The 14,462-nt window shown below is 54.6% G+C and carries 12 protein-coding genes; 4 read left to right on the top strand and 8 right to left on the bottom strand.

Annotated elements, in window-relative coordinates; translation table 11 throughout:
* Positions 1-36: 36 nt before the first annotated feature.
* From araH to CTZ24_RS09240, 3 genes are all read right to left on the bottom strand, one after another.
* Positions 37-1,023 carry an L-arabinose ABC transporter permease AraH gene (gene araH / locus CTZ24_RS09250; RefSeq protein ID WP_021185179.1) on the bottom strand — a complete coding sequence of 329 codons (987 nt, stop codon included), beginning with the start codon at positions 1,021-1,023 and terminating at the stop codon, positions 37-39.
* Positions 1,024-1,040: 17 nt separating this feature from the next.
* Positions 1,041-2,561: an L-arabinose ABC transporter ATP-binding protein AraG gene (araG, locus tag CTZ24_RS09245; protein WP_021185180.1), complete on the bottom strand. Its 1,521-nt coding sequence runs from the start codon at positions 2,559-2,561 to the stop codon at positions 1,041-1,043.
* Positions 2,562-2,674: 113 nt separating this feature from the next.
* Positions 2,675-3,658 (bottom strand): arabinose ABC transporter substrate-binding protein, encoded by a 984-nt coding sequence (locus CTZ24_RS09240; RefSeq protein WP_013508922.1) that lies wholly within the window; start codon positions 3,656-3,658, stop codon positions 2,675-2,677.
* Between the two features lie 367 nt (positions 3,659-4,025).
* On the opposite strand from CTZ24_RS09240, the gene CTZ24_RS09235 reads away from it, so the two are divergent.
* The gene (locus CTZ24_RS09235) at positions 4,026-5,711 is read left to right on the top strand and encodes a ribulokinase (RefSeq protein ID WP_036626906.1); all 1,686 of its coding nucleotides are present in this window, start codon (positions 4,026-4,028) and stop codon (positions 5,709-5,711) included.
* Positions 5,712-5,723: 12 nt separating this feature from the next.
* The gene (araA, locus tag CTZ24_RS09230) at positions 5,724-7,226 is read left to right on the top strand and encodes an L-arabinose isomerase (protein WP_036626909.1); all 1,503 of its coding nucleotides are present in this window, start codon (positions 5,724-5,726) and stop codon (positions 7,224-7,226) included.
* Between the two features lie 88 nt (positions 7,227-7,314).
* Here the strand turns inward: araA and CTZ24_RS09225 are convergent, their stop codons facing one another.
* The 5 genes from CTZ24_RS09225 to ytfQ form a co-directional block, all read right to left on the bottom strand.
* A complete protein-coding gene (locus CTZ24_RS09225) occupies positions 7,315-8,244 on the bottom strand; it encodes an Rpn family recombination-promoting nuclease/putative transposase (RefSeq protein WP_208725371.1) in 930 nt (309 codons plus the stop codon).
* Between the two features lie 219 nt (positions 8,245-8,463).
* On the bottom strand, positions 8,464-9,450 hold the full coding sequence (gene yjfF / locus CTZ24_RS09220; RefSeq protein WP_021185183.1) for a galactofuranose ABC transporter, permease protein YjfF: 987 nt from the start codon (positions 9,448-9,450) through the stop codon (positions 8,464-8,466).
* Positions 9,447-10,463: a galactofuranose ABC transporter, ATP-binding protein YtfT gene (gene ytfT / locus CTZ24_RS09215; RefSeq protein ID WP_021185184.1), complete on the bottom strand. Its 1,017-nt coding sequence runs from the start codon at positions 10,461-10,463 to the stop codon at positions 9,447-9,449. The genes yjfF and ytfT overlap by 4 nt, the downstream gene beginning before the upstream one ends.
* The gene (locus CTZ24_RS09210) at positions 10,456-11,976 is read right to left on the bottom strand and encodes a sugar ABC transporter ATP-binding protein (RefSeq protein WP_021185185.1); all 1,521 of its coding nucleotides are present in this window, start codon (positions 11,974-11,976) and stop codon (positions 10,456-10,458) included. Before CTZ24_RS09210 ends, ytfT begins: the two co-directional genes overlap by 8 nt.
* 55 nt (positions 11,977-12,031) lie before the next feature.
* Entirely contained in the window at positions 12,032-12,988 is a 957-nt protein-coding gene (gene ytfQ, locus CTZ24_RS09205; RefSeq protein WP_208725370.1) for a galactofuranose ABC transporter, galactofuranose-binding protein YtfQ, read from the bottom strand.
* Positions 12,989-13,661: 673 nt separating this feature from the next.
* On the opposite strand from ytfQ, the gene ydgT reads away from it, so the two are divergent.
* Complete coding sequence (gene ydgT, locus CTZ24_RS09200) at positions 13,662-13,877, top strand: transcription modulator YdgT (protein WP_021185188.1); 216 nt, start codon at positions 13,662-13,664, stop codon at positions 13,875-13,877.
* A gap of 110 nt (positions 13,878-13,987) precedes the next feature.
* The gene (locus CTZ24_RS09195; protein WP_021185189.1) at positions 13,988-14,431 is read left to right on the top strand and encodes a DUF2569 domain-containing protein; all 444 of its coding nucleotides are present in this window, start codon (positions 13,988-13,990) and stop codon (positions 14,429-14,431) included.
* The last annotated feature ends 31 nt before the right edge of the window (positions 14,432-14,462 follow it).

Genomic DNA, 14,462 nt, shown 5'->3' with positions numbered 1-14,462 from the left:
CGCGCGATAAATCGCGCCGCTACTGAATGGCTGCACTCAGGCGGCTTTATTTTTCTGTTTGTAGCGGTCAAAAATCACCGCTGCTAACAATATCAAACCGCGCACCACATACTGTGAGAAGGGCGAAATATTCAAGAGATTCATCGCATTCTCAACCGTACCAAGGATCAGTACCCCGGCAACCACGTAGGAAATCTTGCCAATGCCACCTTTCAGCGACACCCCACCCAACACGCAGGCAGAGATGACAATCAACTCGTATCCCAGCGAGGTCATCGGCTGGCCGCTGGTCATACGTGAAGCCAGAATGATCCCCGCCGCCGCTGACACCAGCCCGGAGAGGATAAAGATGATGATGCGGGTACGCACCACCGGCACACCGGCAAGACGCGCTGCTTCCTCGTTACCGCCAATCGCCAACGTGTTGCGGCCAAAGGTGGTTTTATTCAGCAGGAAACCGAAGATGATCATGGTAGCGATAGTCAGCCAGATGGGTGCTGGCAAACCGAACCAGTTGGCGTAGCCGAGGGTAAAGAAACGTTCATCTTCAATCCCTACCGCTTTACCGTCTGAGAAGATATAGGCCAGACCGCGCACAATCTGCATCGTCGCCAGCGTGGTGATCAACGCATTGATTTTTAGCCGCGCAATCACGAAACCGTTAACAAACCCGGTTGCCATGCCCAGCAACAACCCTGCCGCCACACCAATCCATAAACTTTCGGTCAGGTTAATCACCACCGCGGTCACTACGCCAGCACAAGCGATAACCGAAGCCACAGACAGGTCAAAATCCCCGGAGGCGAGGCAGAACAGCATGCCGCACGCCACCATACCGGACATCGACATTGCCAGCCCCAGCCCTTTCATATTGATAAAAGAGCCGAAGTTGGGGACAAAAATAGTACAGGCAATAAACAGTAGCGCGAACACCACCAGCATGCCGAAGTTATCCCAGATACGCCCCAGTTGCAGGCCGCTGCGCTGCGCGGGTGGCGTATTAGAAGTGGTTGATGAAGCCATAATTGCTCTCCTTTACATCAGGCCACGGCGGCCGCTTGAGTCGTTTTCGGCATCGCCAGGCCCAGCGTCAGCTGCTCCGTGGCACGGTCGTGTGGCAGTTCACCGGCAATTTCACCTTCGCGCATCACCACGATACGGTCGGCAAGGCCCATCACTTCAGGCAAATCGCTGGAAGCAAACAACACGGCAATACCTTTGTTTGCCAGTTGATAAATCAGGTTATAAATCTCGTGCTTGGCCCCGACATCAATACCGCGTGTCGGCTCATCCAGCAGGATCACGTTCATTTCCTCCGACAGCCAGCGGCCCAGAATCGCCTTCTGCTGGTTGCCGCCGGACAGGTTCATAATCAGCTGTTGCGCATGCGGGGTTTTGATATTGAGCGAGCGGATATGGCTGTCAGCGTTCTTCGCTTCCCAACCGGGTTTGATCAGACAACCGGCGGTGAGATTATGGCGGCGCGCGCTGATGTTGATGTTGTCACGCACCGAGTGCACCGGGATGATACCTTCGGCTTTGCGGTCTTCCGGGCAAAGCATAATTCCGGCACGGATCGCATCAATCGGTTGACGGATATTGAGTTTTTTACCGTCCAGCGACACGCTGCCGCCGCGCAGACGGGTTGCCCCAAACAATCCCTTCATCAGTTCACTGCGTCCGGCCCCGACCAGACCGAACAACCCGACGATTTCACCGGCCCGGACCTCTAGCGAAATGGGCATACGCACACCTTGCGCCTCCACCTGGTCCAACTGCAAACGCACGGGGCCCAAATCACGCGGTGCGTAACCATAGATATCCCCCAGATTGCGGCCCACCATCGCCTGAACCAGGTCTTCATGGTGGGTGTTGTTCATATCGGTGAAGGTGCGTACGTAGCGGCCATCTTTAAACACCGTGATGGCATCGCTCAGGGCAAAAATCTCCTCCATGCGATGCGATACGTACAGCACCACCCGGCCCTGCTCACGCAACTGACGGATGACGCGGAACAGATGCTCAATCTCGCGTGCCGACAGCGAGCTGGTAGGTTCATCAAACGCGATAATGCGCGCATTGCGCGCCAGCGCTTTGGCAATTTCCACCATCTGCCACTGTCCGAGCGACAGGTACTTCAACGGCATGTCCGGATCGATATCCATGCCGAGATTTTGCAGTTGTAAGCCCGCTTCATAACGCAGCAGCTTACGGTTCACCAGACCATGACGATGCGGGATCTGACCGAGGTAAATATTCTCTGCCACGCTCATTTCCGGTACCAGATGCAGTTCCTGGTAGATAATCGCCACGCCCGCGTCCAGCGCTTCGGTGGTGTGATTGAACCGCACCGGCTGGCCTTTGATGTGGATTTCGCCGGCAGTCGGCTGGTAGCTGCCGCTAAGAATTTTCAACAGCGTGGATTTACCCGCGCCGTTTTCGCCCATCAGCGCATGCACTTCACCGGCATGGCAGCTGAACGAGATGTCCTGTAACGCTTTAACGCCAGGGAAAGTTTTGCTGATGCCATGAAACGACAGAAAAGCAGGATCAGTGTTCATGGAGACTCCTCTATGCCTTCATACTTCGTGCGCAACTGCATAAGCAGCGCGCTTATCCCAGGTAACTCAGGCCATCAAGCGCCTGGGGATAAGCGCACTTGTGGTTTGGCGACTTACATCAGCCCTTTTTTCGCCAGCTCAGTTTTGAAGTTATCGCGGGTGATCAGCACCACATCGGTCACTTCAGTAAACTTCGCCGGTTCTTTCCCTTTGGTTACCCAGTCATACAGCATCTGGCTGCTTTTATAGCCGTGTACGTCCGGGCTGGGCAGCAGCGAACCATAGAAACCGGTTGGCTCCCCTTTCGACAGTTCACTGACAGCATCCACCCCGTTGATACCAATACCGATCACGTCGGGTGCTTTAAAGCCCTGACCTTCAGTGGCGCGCACACCGCCTAACACGGTGTTGTCATTCATGCCGATGATCAGCCAGTGTTTCACTTTCGGGTGCTGCACCAGCAGGGAGTTACCGGCGTCAAATGCGCCCGGGATATCATTGGATTTGGTCGGCACCTGGTAGATCTGCGCAGCCGGGAAACCTGCTGCTTTCAGCGCGTCCATCGAGCCAGAGGTACGGCGGCGGGCGGTATCCAACTCGTTAGCGGTGATCGCCATTACGCCGGTTTCTTTCACATCCCAGCCGCGTTTCTGCATCTCTTTATACAGTTCCTGGCCCTGACGCTCGCCGATTTTGGTCGCGGCCATCATCACCAGTGGCACGGTGTCCATCGGTTTGCCTTTGGCGTTGACGAACTGATCGTCAACCGCAATCACCTTCAGGTCGTAACTGCGGGCTTTCGCCATGATGGCCGACCCCAGTTTCGGATCCGGGGTACAGATGACGAAACCTTTCGCGCCACTGGCGGCCAGGCTATCAATGGCATTCAGGGTTTTTTCGCCATCCGGTACCGCAATTTTGATCACCTCAAAGCCGAGATCTTTGCCGGCTTTATCGGCGAAGCGCCACTCTGTCTGGAACCAGGGTTCCTCCGGTTGTTTAACAAGAAAACCGAGCTTCATCGTCTCGGCGATAGCGGAATGTGACATAACCGCGGCAAGACCAACTGCCGCCAGCGCTTTAGTGAATTTATGCATGATGCTCTCCGGCACAATGATGTTTTTAGCGTGCAATAAACGAATCGGTGTAAGCGCTACCACTCTGATTTCTCTTGCGGGTACAGCGAAAAATCAGCGCGTTAGAGCAAGGTTTGTACAAAGGCTGTGCAAACGCTGGGCTAGTTGTAGCGGGAAAAGCAGCAGAAAATGTAGAGCGGTATCACATCCCGGAACGACGACAAAATCATCCATATATTCAGCAAAATTAACCGGTCATTAACTTTTGCAGTGGATCACGAAATGGCTGCTGATGGCAGAAAAGTGCATATTCTCAGCCGGGGATGACTAACCGCTCCAGCCCACCCATTCCAGGATAACCACAGATAACTGACACAGGAGAATTTCAATGGGCGCTGGCGCTATCACCATCGGGCTGGATTTTGGCAGCGATTCTGTCCGAGCCCTGGCCGTGGACTGCCACAGTGGCAAAGAACTGGAAAAAGCGGTAGTCAACTATCCGCGCTGGGCCAAAGGATTGTTTTGCGATGCGCATGCCAACCGCTTTCGCCATCATCCTCAGGATTATATTGATGCGCTGGAGCAGGCGCTGGTCACGGTGGTGCAGGCTCTCAGCCCTGAACAGCGCGCAGCCGTCGTCGGCATTGGCGTGGACAGCACCGGTTCGACCCCGGCACCGATCGATCGTGAGGGCAAGGTACTGGCGTTACGTCCAGAGTTTGCCGACAACCCCAATGCGATGTTTGTGTTGTGGAAAGATCACACCGCTATAGAAGAAGCCGAAGAGATTAATCAGCTGTGCCACAGCGGTCGTTTCACCGATTACACCCGTTATATCGGCGGCATTTATTCGTCGGAGTGGTTCTGGGCCAAAATTTTGCATGTATCGCGTGAAGATGCTGCGGTACGTGATGCCGCCGTCTCCTGGGTCGAGCTGTGCGACTGGGTTCCGGCGTTGCTGAGTGGCACTACCGCGCCGCAGCAACTGCGCCGTGGTCGCTGCGCCGCCGGACATAAATCCCTCTGGCACCCGGACTGGCAAGGCCTGCCGCCCGCTGATTTCCTCAATGCGCTTGATCCCCTGTTAACCGAACAGCTCGACTATCCCTTATTTACCGACACCTGGACGGCAGATATCCCGGTCGGCACGTTAAGCGCCGAATGGTCGCAACGTCTTGGTCTGTCCCGGCAGGTGGTGCTGTCCGGCGGTGCTTTTGACTGTCATATGGGGGCGGTCGGTGCCGGTGCGCAACCTTATACCCTGGTGAAGGTGATTGGCACCTCGACCTGCGACATTCTGATTGCCGACAGTGAAAAAGTGGGTGATCGCGCGATTAAAGGCATCTGCGGCCAGGTGGATGGCAGCGTGGTGCCGGGTGCCATCGGCTGTGAAGCGGGACAATCCGCTTTCGGCGATATCTATGCCTGGTTCAGCCGCCTGCTTGGCTGGCCGCTGCAACAAGCGGCGCAACAACATCCTGAGTTGCGTCCCCAACTGGAAAGCCTGCAAAAAGATCTGATCCGTCAATTGACGGAAGCCTGGGCTGCCGATCCGCAACTCGACCATCTGCCGGTCGTGCTGGACTGGTTTAACGGACGCCGCACCCCGGATGCCAACCAGCGTCTGAAAGGGGTGATTACCGACCTCAATCTTGGCACCGATGCCCCGGCATTGTTCGGCGGGCTGATCGCCGCCACCGCCTTCGGCGCACGCGCCATTATGGAGTGCTTCGAGCAACAGCAAATCCCGGTGGAGAACGTGCTGACCCTCGGCGGCATCGCGCGCAAATCGCCAGCCATTATGCAAGCCTGTTGCGATGTGATGAACCGACCGCTGGATATTGTCGCCTCCGATGAATGTTGCGCCCTCGGGGCCGCCATTTTTGCCGCCGTTGCTGCGCAAGTCTATGCCGATGTTCCGGCTGCTCAGCAGGTGATGGCCAGCCCGATTGACGTCACGCTGCAACCAGACAGCCAGCGCGTGGCGCGCTATCAGCAACTTTATCAACGCTATCAACATTGGTGCCAGGCCGCTGAACCGCAGTATGCCGCACGCACCGTTTCCGCTAAGTGAAGGAGTGGTTTTATGGAACAGCACAACACACAACAGGTGTGGTTTGTCATTGGTACGCAACACCTCTACGGGGCGGAAACGTTACGCCAGGTGGAACAACACGCGCGTCAGGTGATGGATGGCCTTAACCAGGCGGGCACCCTGCCGCTGCAACTGGTGTTGAAGCCGTTGGTGAAGTCGCCGGATGAAGCGCTGGCGCTGTGCCGCGAGGCGAATCACGCCAATGAATGTATCGGCATCATTACCTGGCTGCACACCTTCTCACCCGCCAAAATGTGGATTGGCGGCCTGAGCATCCTGAATAAGCCGTTGCTGCAATTCCATACCCAGTTTAATGCCGAGATCCCGTGGGACAGCATGGATATGGATTTTATGAACCTGAACCAGACCGCACACGGCGGTCGCGAGTTTGGTTTTATCGGCGCGCGTATGGGCCTCCAGCACAGCGTGGTCACCGGCCACTGGCAGGATAAAGAGAGCCAGCAACGCATTGGTCGCTGGATCCGTGCCGCTCAGGCGCGTCAGGCCAGTCAGCAGCTTAAAGTTGCCCGCTTCGGCGACAATATGCGTGAAGTGGCCGTCACCGAGGGTGACAAAGTGGCCGCGCAAATTCAATTTGGCTATGCGGTGAATGGCTGGGGCGTGGGCGATTTGGTCGAGGTGGTGAACAGCGTCAGTGATGGCGACGTCAATGCGTTGATCGATGAATACGAAAGTCACTATCGCTTCAGCGAAGTTGCGGCAGTAAACGGTGAAAAACGTCAGAACGTTCTGGATGCAGCACGTATCGAACTGGGGTTGAAACGCTTCCTTGATGCCGAAGGTTGCAAAGCCTTTACCACCAATTTCCAGACGCTGCACGGTATGAAGCAGCTTCCCGGCCTGGCGGTACAACGTCTGATGGGCCAGGGCTACGGGTTTGCCGGTGAAGGTGACTGGAAAACGGCGGCGTTACTGCACATTCTGAAGGTGCAGGCGGGTAATCGTGCCGGCGGGACCTCATTTATGGAGGATTACACCTACCACTTCTCACCCGGCAATGACCTGGTGCTGGGCTCGCATATGCTGGAAGTGTGTCCGTCGATCGCCAAAGAAGAGAAACCGTTGATTGATGTGCAATTCCTCGGTATTGGCGGCAAAGCCGATCCAGCACGCCTGATTTTCTCTACTCCGGCTGGACGCGCGGTGAATGCCAGCGTGATCGATTTGGGTGACCGCTTCCGTCTGCTGGTGAACGTCGTGGATGCCATTGAGCAACCAAAACCGTTGCCAAAACTGCCGGTCGCGCGTGCCTTGTGGCGCGCACAGCCGTCACTGGCAACCGCCTCTGAGGCCTGGATTCTGGCCGGTGGCGCGCATCACACGGTGTTCAGCCAGGCGCTGGACCTCGACGACCTCTATCTCTACGGCGAACTGAACGGTATTGAGGTGCTGGTCATTGATGAGGAAACGCGTTTACCGGCGTTCAAAGATGCGCTGCGCTGGAATGAGGCGTATTACCGCTTAATGCGTTGATCGTTATCAGGTTAGCCATCGGGTCGCGATTTATCGCGACCCTTTTATTTGCAGTTATGACCAAACGGTCACGCCGCAAAAAAAACCTTCAGGAACACAGGTCTTGCAACTCACCAGCGCTTAAACCGGTTACCTTGCTGATGGTTTTAAAGTCTAATTTTTCGGCAAGCATGTTTCGCGCCATCTCCAGCCGACCTTCCTGAAGTCCTTCCACTCGTCCTTCCTGCCGTCCTTCCTGTCGTCCTTCCTGTCGTCCTTCCAGACGTGACTCCAGCCGCCACTGTTGTTCAATAGTCATAATCTGTTCCTTTAGTTGCGGTTTGCCCTGCATCAGTATCTCAATCACCTTTTCCCGATCATCCGTATCGCCATGCCGAAGCAGGTAGAAGATAACGTCGATTGACAGGTCATCATTGTAATCCACCGCCAGCAGGGTTGCCATTAAGTCGATATTTTCCAGCAGGTCGTGCATGCGTACGATCTTATGGGCCATTTCCAGCCTGGCCACACCGCGGTGTGTCATGATTTGCTCATCCGGGAGCACCGTGACATCAACCAGCGGAAACGGTTGGCAAAATATCTGCGTCGCCAGCTCCCGGTCACGAAAGGAGGATAGCCAGTCCATCGTATAAGGATAGGGACTGGTTTTACCGTGATAGAACAGTATCGGCACCACGATCGGCAGCTCAGTATGCCCCTCATCAATATGACGCTGCATAGCCGCGATGGTATAGCGCATCATCCTGAGGGTCATAAACTTGTCGGGAGAGCTTTGGTGCTCAATCAAGGCATAAATATATCCCTCTCCCCCCTCCATCTTCATTGACATGAGTACGTCTGAATAGAGTGCACTCAGATCCCGTTCTATAAACGTGGTTGGAATCAATTGCAATGTGCCGAGGTCACAGCGCTGAAGTATGCGTGGCGGCAAGTGAATTTCCAGGAACTGTCTGGCAATGCTTTGATGGCTGAGAAATCGTTTGAATAGCGCATCGTGTGGGGTGGGAGTTGCGGTCATTAAGGTCGTCCCTGCCAGGATGAACAACGTGGCCGGACGTTAGCATGGGAGCTATCTCACTGAAAGATAAGGATGATAAATGTCAGAGGGATATAAGGAATTCAGAATGGATTCAGGAATAAATCATATTGTACACATCGGTAGCGGCGCGATTTATCGCGTTTTTTTAACCACGAGGGTCAAAAGCGCGCGATAAATCGCGCCGCTACACCAACGCCATCAGGACGTTAGCCGTTTAACCGGCGCATTCTGCTGGCGATCCCACATCACCGTCAGCAAACGTTGCAGCGCGATAAACGCGAACAACAAAATGCCGATGGCGATTTTGGTCCACCAGGAGCTCAGGGTGCCGTCGAAATTAATCCACGTCTGAATCAGCCCCTGAATTAATACGCCAAACAGCGTACCGAGCACCGTTCCTACGCCACCGGAGAGCAGCGTGCCGCCAATCACCACCGAGGCAATGGCATCCAGCTCTACACCCAGTCCGGCCAACGCATAACCCGCTGAGGTATAGATGGAAAACACAATCCCTGCCAGCGTTGCCAGCGTGGTCGACAACATATAAATCTTAATGGTGGTGGCGCGCGTGGAGATCCCCATCAACTGCGCCGACGTGAGGTTGCCGCCAATGGCATACACCTGATTACCAAAACGCGTGCGGTGCGCCAGCAAAATGCCACCGACCACTACCACCAGCATAATCACCGCCAGCAAGCTTAACCGCCCACCGCCGGGAATTTTCCACGCCATACTCGACAGCGTGGCATACAACGGATGGTCAATCGGGATCGAGTTTTCCGATACCAGGTAGCTACACCCACGCAGGAAAAACATCCCGGCGAGGGTAATAATAAACGCCGGGATTTTTAACCCATCAATTAACCAGCCCATCATGGCGCCAAAGGCTGCCCCTAACGCCAGAATCAGCGCAAAGGCCAGCAACGGGTCCACATGGTAATCCCCAATCAAGCGGGCAAGGAACACGCCGGTAAAAGCAATCACCGCTCCGACCGATAAATCAATCCCTCCCGACAGGATCACAAACGTCATTCCCACGGCGATAATGCCAAGAAAGGCGTTATCGGTGAGGATATTACAAATTACCCTGGTGGAGGCAAAGCCGGGGAACTGGCTGAGGCAGAACAGATATCCGGCGACAAACACCAGCAAAGTAATCATCAAAGGCAGATGACGTTTAATCATGATGGACGCCTCCGTTTCAGCATGGCAAGAAAGCGCGGTGACTGAATCAGCAACACGCACATCACTACTATCGCCTTCACCACCTGGTTCAGTTCGGGTGGGAAACCAGACAGCAGAATCCCGGTATTCATCGACTGAATAATCAGCGCACCAATCAGCGACAGCACCAGATTAAAACGCCCGCCCATCAGTGATGCACCGCCAATTACCACCGCCAGGATCGCATCCAGCTCCAGCCACAATCCGGCGTTATTGGCATCCGCTCCGCGGATATCGGCGGCAACAATTAACCCGGCTACTGCGGCACATACGCCACTGATGGCGTAGGTTGACATCACGACCAGCCAGCCGGTAACGCCTGCATTGCGCGCCGCACGCAGGTTAATCCCGACCGCTTCAATAAACAGCCCCAGCGCCGTCTTGCGTGTTACCAGCCACACCGCCAGCGCCACCACTAACGTAATCCACACCGGCACCGGCAACAGCCACAACGAGCCGCTACCAAACCACGACAGGTTATCGTTATCAAAAGTCACGATTTGCCCCTGGGTGATGAGCTGCGCCACGCCGCGTCCGGCTACCATCAAAATCAAGGTGGCGACGAACGGTTGAATTCGCAGCAACGCCACCAGCACGCCGTTCCACAAACCACATGCCAGCCCGGTGCCCAGTGTCGCGAGAATGATAAACGGCAGACTATGCCCGGCCACGGTGAGCGTCGCCGCCGTAGCCCCGGCAATCGCCATCACCGCCCCTACTGACAAATCAATTCCCCCGGTGGCAATCACCAGCGTCATCCCCACCGCCAGCAGCGCTACCGGTGCGGCACGGTTGAGAATATCGATCGGGCTACCAAACAGGCGGCCATCCTGTAAATGCACGGCAAAGAAGTTATTTGCTACCAGGCTGTCCACCAGCAGCACCAGCACCAGCGCGGCAATTTGCGGCATACCGGGCGGCAGTTTCAGCTTACGCCGATTGGTTTTTTCAGACGTCATATCGGATTCAAGCATGTTGTTCTCCTCCGTGGGCGATAGCGTTGACAATCGACGCTACCGACAGCTGCTCAAGGGGGATCTCCGCCACCTGCTTCAAATCGCGCATAATCAACACGCGATCGGCGTACCCCACCAGTTCTTCGAGTTCAGAGGAGATAACCAGCAGCGCCAGTCCGTCGGCGCACAGGGATTCAATCAGACGAATAATCTCCGCGTGAGCACCGACATCGATACCCCGCGTGGGTTCGTCAAGAATGAGAAATTGCGGTTTGGTCACCAGCCAACGCGACAGCAGTACTTTCTGCTGATTGCCGCCCGACAATAACTCAACCGGTTGATCGGCATGCGGTGTACGAATGCCAAGACTTTTAATAAAACGCTCAGCAATCGCCTGTTGTTCGCGTTTTTTGATCGGACGCAGCCAGCCACGCTGCGCCTGCAACGCGAGGATAATGTTTTCCCGCACCGACGCCTTACCGATAATGCCATCGGTTTTACGGTCCTCCGGGCAAAACCCCATCCCCAGCTTCGAGGCTTTAGCCGGCGTACGAATCTGTTGCACCTTACCCTTAATGGTGGCGGTGCCGCGATCGGCTCGGCGGATGCCAAACAACACTTCGGCGGTTTCAGTGCGTCCCGAGCCCAACAGCCCGGCCAGACCCACCACTTCACCCGGACGCACCTGCAAACTGAACGGCTCGATGGTGCCCTTCTTACCGTAATCTTCAAACGCCACCACCGGCTGATTGCTGCGCAGGGTACTGCCCTGACGTTGTAGCGCCGTCTCCAGCAACTCACGCCCCAGCATCAGCTTGATTAGCTCGATACGCGGCAGCGATGCGGTGTCGCGAGTGGCGATAAACTGACCATTGCGCAGCACCGTAATGCGGTCAGTGATGCGATACACCTGATCGAGGAAGTGAGTGACAAAAATCAGGCTCATCCCTTTGGCTTTTAACTGCGCCATCAGGGTAAACAACATCTCGACCTCACTGGCGTCGAGGCTGGCGGTGGGTTCATCGAGGATCAACACCTGTGCCGACAGATCCACCGCGCGACAAATGGCGATAATCTGCTGCATCGCCACCGAATAATGGCCGAGCTGACGCGTCACATCGAGGGCAAAGCCGTATTTGCGCATCAGCGCATCGGCATCGCGCACCATACGTTTGCGATCGATGATGCCAAAACGTCGCGGCTCGCGACCGATATATAAATTATCCGCCACCGACATATTGGGCAGCAGGTTTACTTCCTGGTAAACGGTGCCGATACCCATTAATTGGGCATCGCCGGTGTTATGCGGTGTAATCGCTTTGCCATTCAGGGTGATCACCCCGGCATCACGGCTGTACACGCCGGTCAGCACTTTTATCAGCGTGGATTTACCTGCCCCGTTCTCTCCCAGCAGCGCCATGATTTCGCCTTTGCGGATACTGAACGACACGTTATCCAACGCTTTCACGCCGGGGAAACCTTTGCTGACGCCGCTGATGGTCAGCAGTGCCTCTTCTTGTGGTGTAGTCATACGGACCTGCCTCGCCTTACGTCATGAAAAACCGCCCCGGAGGGCGGTGCGGGGATCAGTAACCCATGTTCTTTTTCTTATCGAGTTCCGTCTGTGCATCCGCTGGCAGGAAGAGTTTCGACTGGGTGCGGATGATTTTTGGCGGCTGCGTGCCATCTTTTTTCAGTTTTTCCAACGCATCAAACGCCGGACCGGCCATATTCGGTGTCAGCTCGACGTTGGCATTGGCTTCGCCTGCCAGCATCGCTTTGTAGATATCCGGTACACCGTCAATCGAGCCAGTCAGGATATCTTTGCCCGGTTTCAGGCCCGCTTCTTTAATGGCCTGAATCGCACCAATCACCATGTCGTCATTGTGCGCGAAAACCATGCAGATGTTCTTGCCATTGTTCTCCGCTTTGATAAAGCTCTCCATCACCTCTTTACCCTTACTGCGGGTAAAGTCGCCGGATTGAGAACGGATAATTTTGATGTTGGGGTGTCCGGCAATGGCTTCGGCAAACCCTTTCTTACGGTCAATCGCCACGCTGGCACCCACGGTGCCCTGCAATTCCACGACGTTACACTGCTTGCCCGCGAGGGTTTTCACCAACCAGTCACCAATCAACTTGCCTTCCAGCACGTTATCCGCTGTCACCACCGACTCATACAGTGACTTGTCATTCACGACGATCGCGCGGTCGAGCAGGAACACCGGGATCTTGGCGTCTTTAGCTTCTTCCAGCACCGGTTCCCAGCCAGTCTGCACCACCGGGGCGATAAAGATGGCATCCACGCCCTGGGCGATGAATGAACGCACTGCCTTGATCTGGTTCTCCTGTTTCTGCTGACCATCCGCAATTTTCAGCGTGATGCCCCGCTTCTGCGCTTCGGTTTTTGCCACGTTAGTTTCCGCAGAACGCCAGCCGGATTCCGAGCCAACCTGCGAGAATCCAACTGTCATATCAGCCGCCAGGACCGGTGCGCTGATCGCCGCGCTCACCATGGCGGACAAGAGTAAACGTTTCCACATAATTTCATTCCTCTGAAGGGAGTGTGCTGTAGGGGGTACAAACGCGGTTTAAGCCTGGCGCAAAAGCCGCTCCCTGAGAGCGACATGCCTCACAAAACAGAATGAATTAAAGGGGTTACGATAAGTTTGCTGACAAAACGCCCATCACAGTTATGGACAAAACACCTGATATTTCTCGCCTCTGTCGTTAAATAAATGTAATAAAGAGAATCGCTTATGTCGCATAACGCTGGAAACGATTACAGGCACCGCGTAAAGAATGGTTATGAGGCTTTCATGAAAGGAATTGATCGATTTGTGACTGGACGCACACATTGCAATGTAAGGTTTCATAGCCTGTACAAAAAATTTCAGGCCAGTTGGGAATAAACCGGGAACTTTGATCGCCGCGTGAGGGAAAATAGCGCTATAAAACCGGGAAAATAACGCTGGCTCATTTGATGAGCTGGGGTGTGAATTTTTCTCACCACTGCCTGAATAACCGGCAGAGATTTGGCTTAGTTTCATCATGCTGATGCATAATAAAAGGAATAAAGGGTGAAAAAGTGTCTTTTGATGAGCGAATTAGCTCACTTTGTCTGATTTTTGAATTTTTTTACGGTTGACATATGGACTCTCGCTGCGTGCTCCCTATACTTGGCGCTTCCCTGTTCTTTATTTATTAATGGCAATCATGACTGCGCTCGATTACCTGCTGAAATTCCGTAAAGTGAATAATCTTGAGAGTCTGGAAAAACTCTACGACCATCTCAATTATTCACTGACAGATGATAATGAGATCATCAATATGTATCGCGCTGCCGATCATCGTCGTGCTGAACTCGCTTCTGGTGGTCGTTTATTCGATCTCGGTTGTGTGCCGAAATCAGTCTGGCGTTACGTGGTTTAACTCACCCCGGCTTCCTGCTTCTCGATAATATTGCGTTGTCCAGGTCGGGCGTGCCCCGTTTGGACATGATACGCTCTGCCACACCTTATCCTGGTAACTGGACTTATTCGATGACCGAACAGGTAAATCCCCCGCGCATTGCTGGCTGGCTGCTGCTGCCGCTCGCCTGGCTGATTATGACCATGCTCACCAGCGCCCTGGTGGTCGCCATGTATCTCAGCCCGCTGTTTAATCCTGAACTGCGCACCACGTTGTTTTCGCACGGAGGGCTGCTGCTGACGCAATGGTCGATTTCATTGCTGACCGCAGGCCTGGTCTGGGTATATAGCATTTGGGTATGCTGGATTTTCTGTAAACGATCACGCCGTCTGCCACGCCATTACATTCTCTGGCTGCTGATGACAGTGTTGCTGGCGATGAAAACCTTTGCTTTTACCCCGGTTTCTGACAGCAAAGCAATCCAGACGTTACTGCTGTCATTGCTGGCAGCGGCGGTTTTTGTTCCCTATTTCAAACGCTCCCAACGCGTAAAACAGACGTTTATCCAGCCGTAATGGCGCAAGAATCGTCAGGAATTTAATTCTG

This window comes from Pantoea phytobeneficialis (assembly GCF_009728735.1).
Lineage (GTDB): Bacteria > Pseudomonadota > Gammaproteobacteria > Enterobacterales > Enterobacteriaceae > Pantoea > Pantoea phytobeneficialis.
The sequence above is the reverse complement of the archived record's forward strand: the minus strand, read 5'-3'. Positions and strand labels throughout refer to the sequence as shown.

Bases quoted from the DNA above. Each gene is read 5' to 3' on its own strand.
- araH (WP_021185179.1), bottom strand. From the start codon at position 1,023: ATGGCTTCATCAACCACTTCTAATACGCCACCCGCGCAGCGCAGCGGC.
- araG (WP_021185180.1), bottom strand. From the start codon at position 2,561: ATGAACACTGATCCTGCTTTTCTGTCGTTTCATGGCATCAGCAAAACT.
- CTZ24_RS09240 (WP_013508922.1), bottom strand. From the start codon at position 3,658: ATGCATAAATTCACTAAAGCGCTGGCGGCAGTTGGTCTTGCCGCGGTT.
- CTZ24_RS09235 (WP_036626906.1), top strand. From the start codon at position 4,026: ATGGGCGCTGGCGCTATCACCATCGGGCTGGATTTTGGCAGCGATTCT.
- araA (WP_036626909.1), top strand. From the start codon at position 5,724: ATGGAACAGCACAACACACAACAGGTGTGGTTTGTCATTGGTACGCAA.
- CTZ24_RS09225 (WP_208725371.1), bottom strand. From the start codon at position 8,244: ATGACCGCAACTCCCACCCCACACGATGCGCTATTCAAACGATTTCTC.
- yjfF (WP_021185183.1), bottom strand. From the start codon at position 9,450: ATGATTAAACGTCATCTGCCTTTGATGATTACTTTGCTGGTGTTTGTC.
- ytfT (WP_021185184.1), bottom strand. From the start codon at position 10,463: ATGCTTGAATCCGATATGACGTCTGAAAAAACCAATCGGCGTAAGCTG.
- CTZ24_RS09210 (WP_021185185.1), bottom strand. From the start codon at position 11,976: ATGACTACACCACAAGAAGAGGCACTGCTGACCATCAGCGGCGTCAGC.
- ytfQ (WP_208725370.1), bottom strand. From the start codon at position 12,988: ATGTGGAAACGTTTACTCTTGTCCGCCATGGTGAGCGCGGCGATCAGC.
- ydgT (WP_021185188.1), top strand. From the start codon at position 13,662: ATGACTGCGCTCGATTACCTGCTGAAATTCCGTAAAGTGAATAATCTT.
- CTZ24_RS09195 (WP_021185189.1), top strand. From the start codon at position 13,988: ATGACCGAACAGGTAAATCCCCCGCGCATTGCTGGCTGGCTGCTGCTG.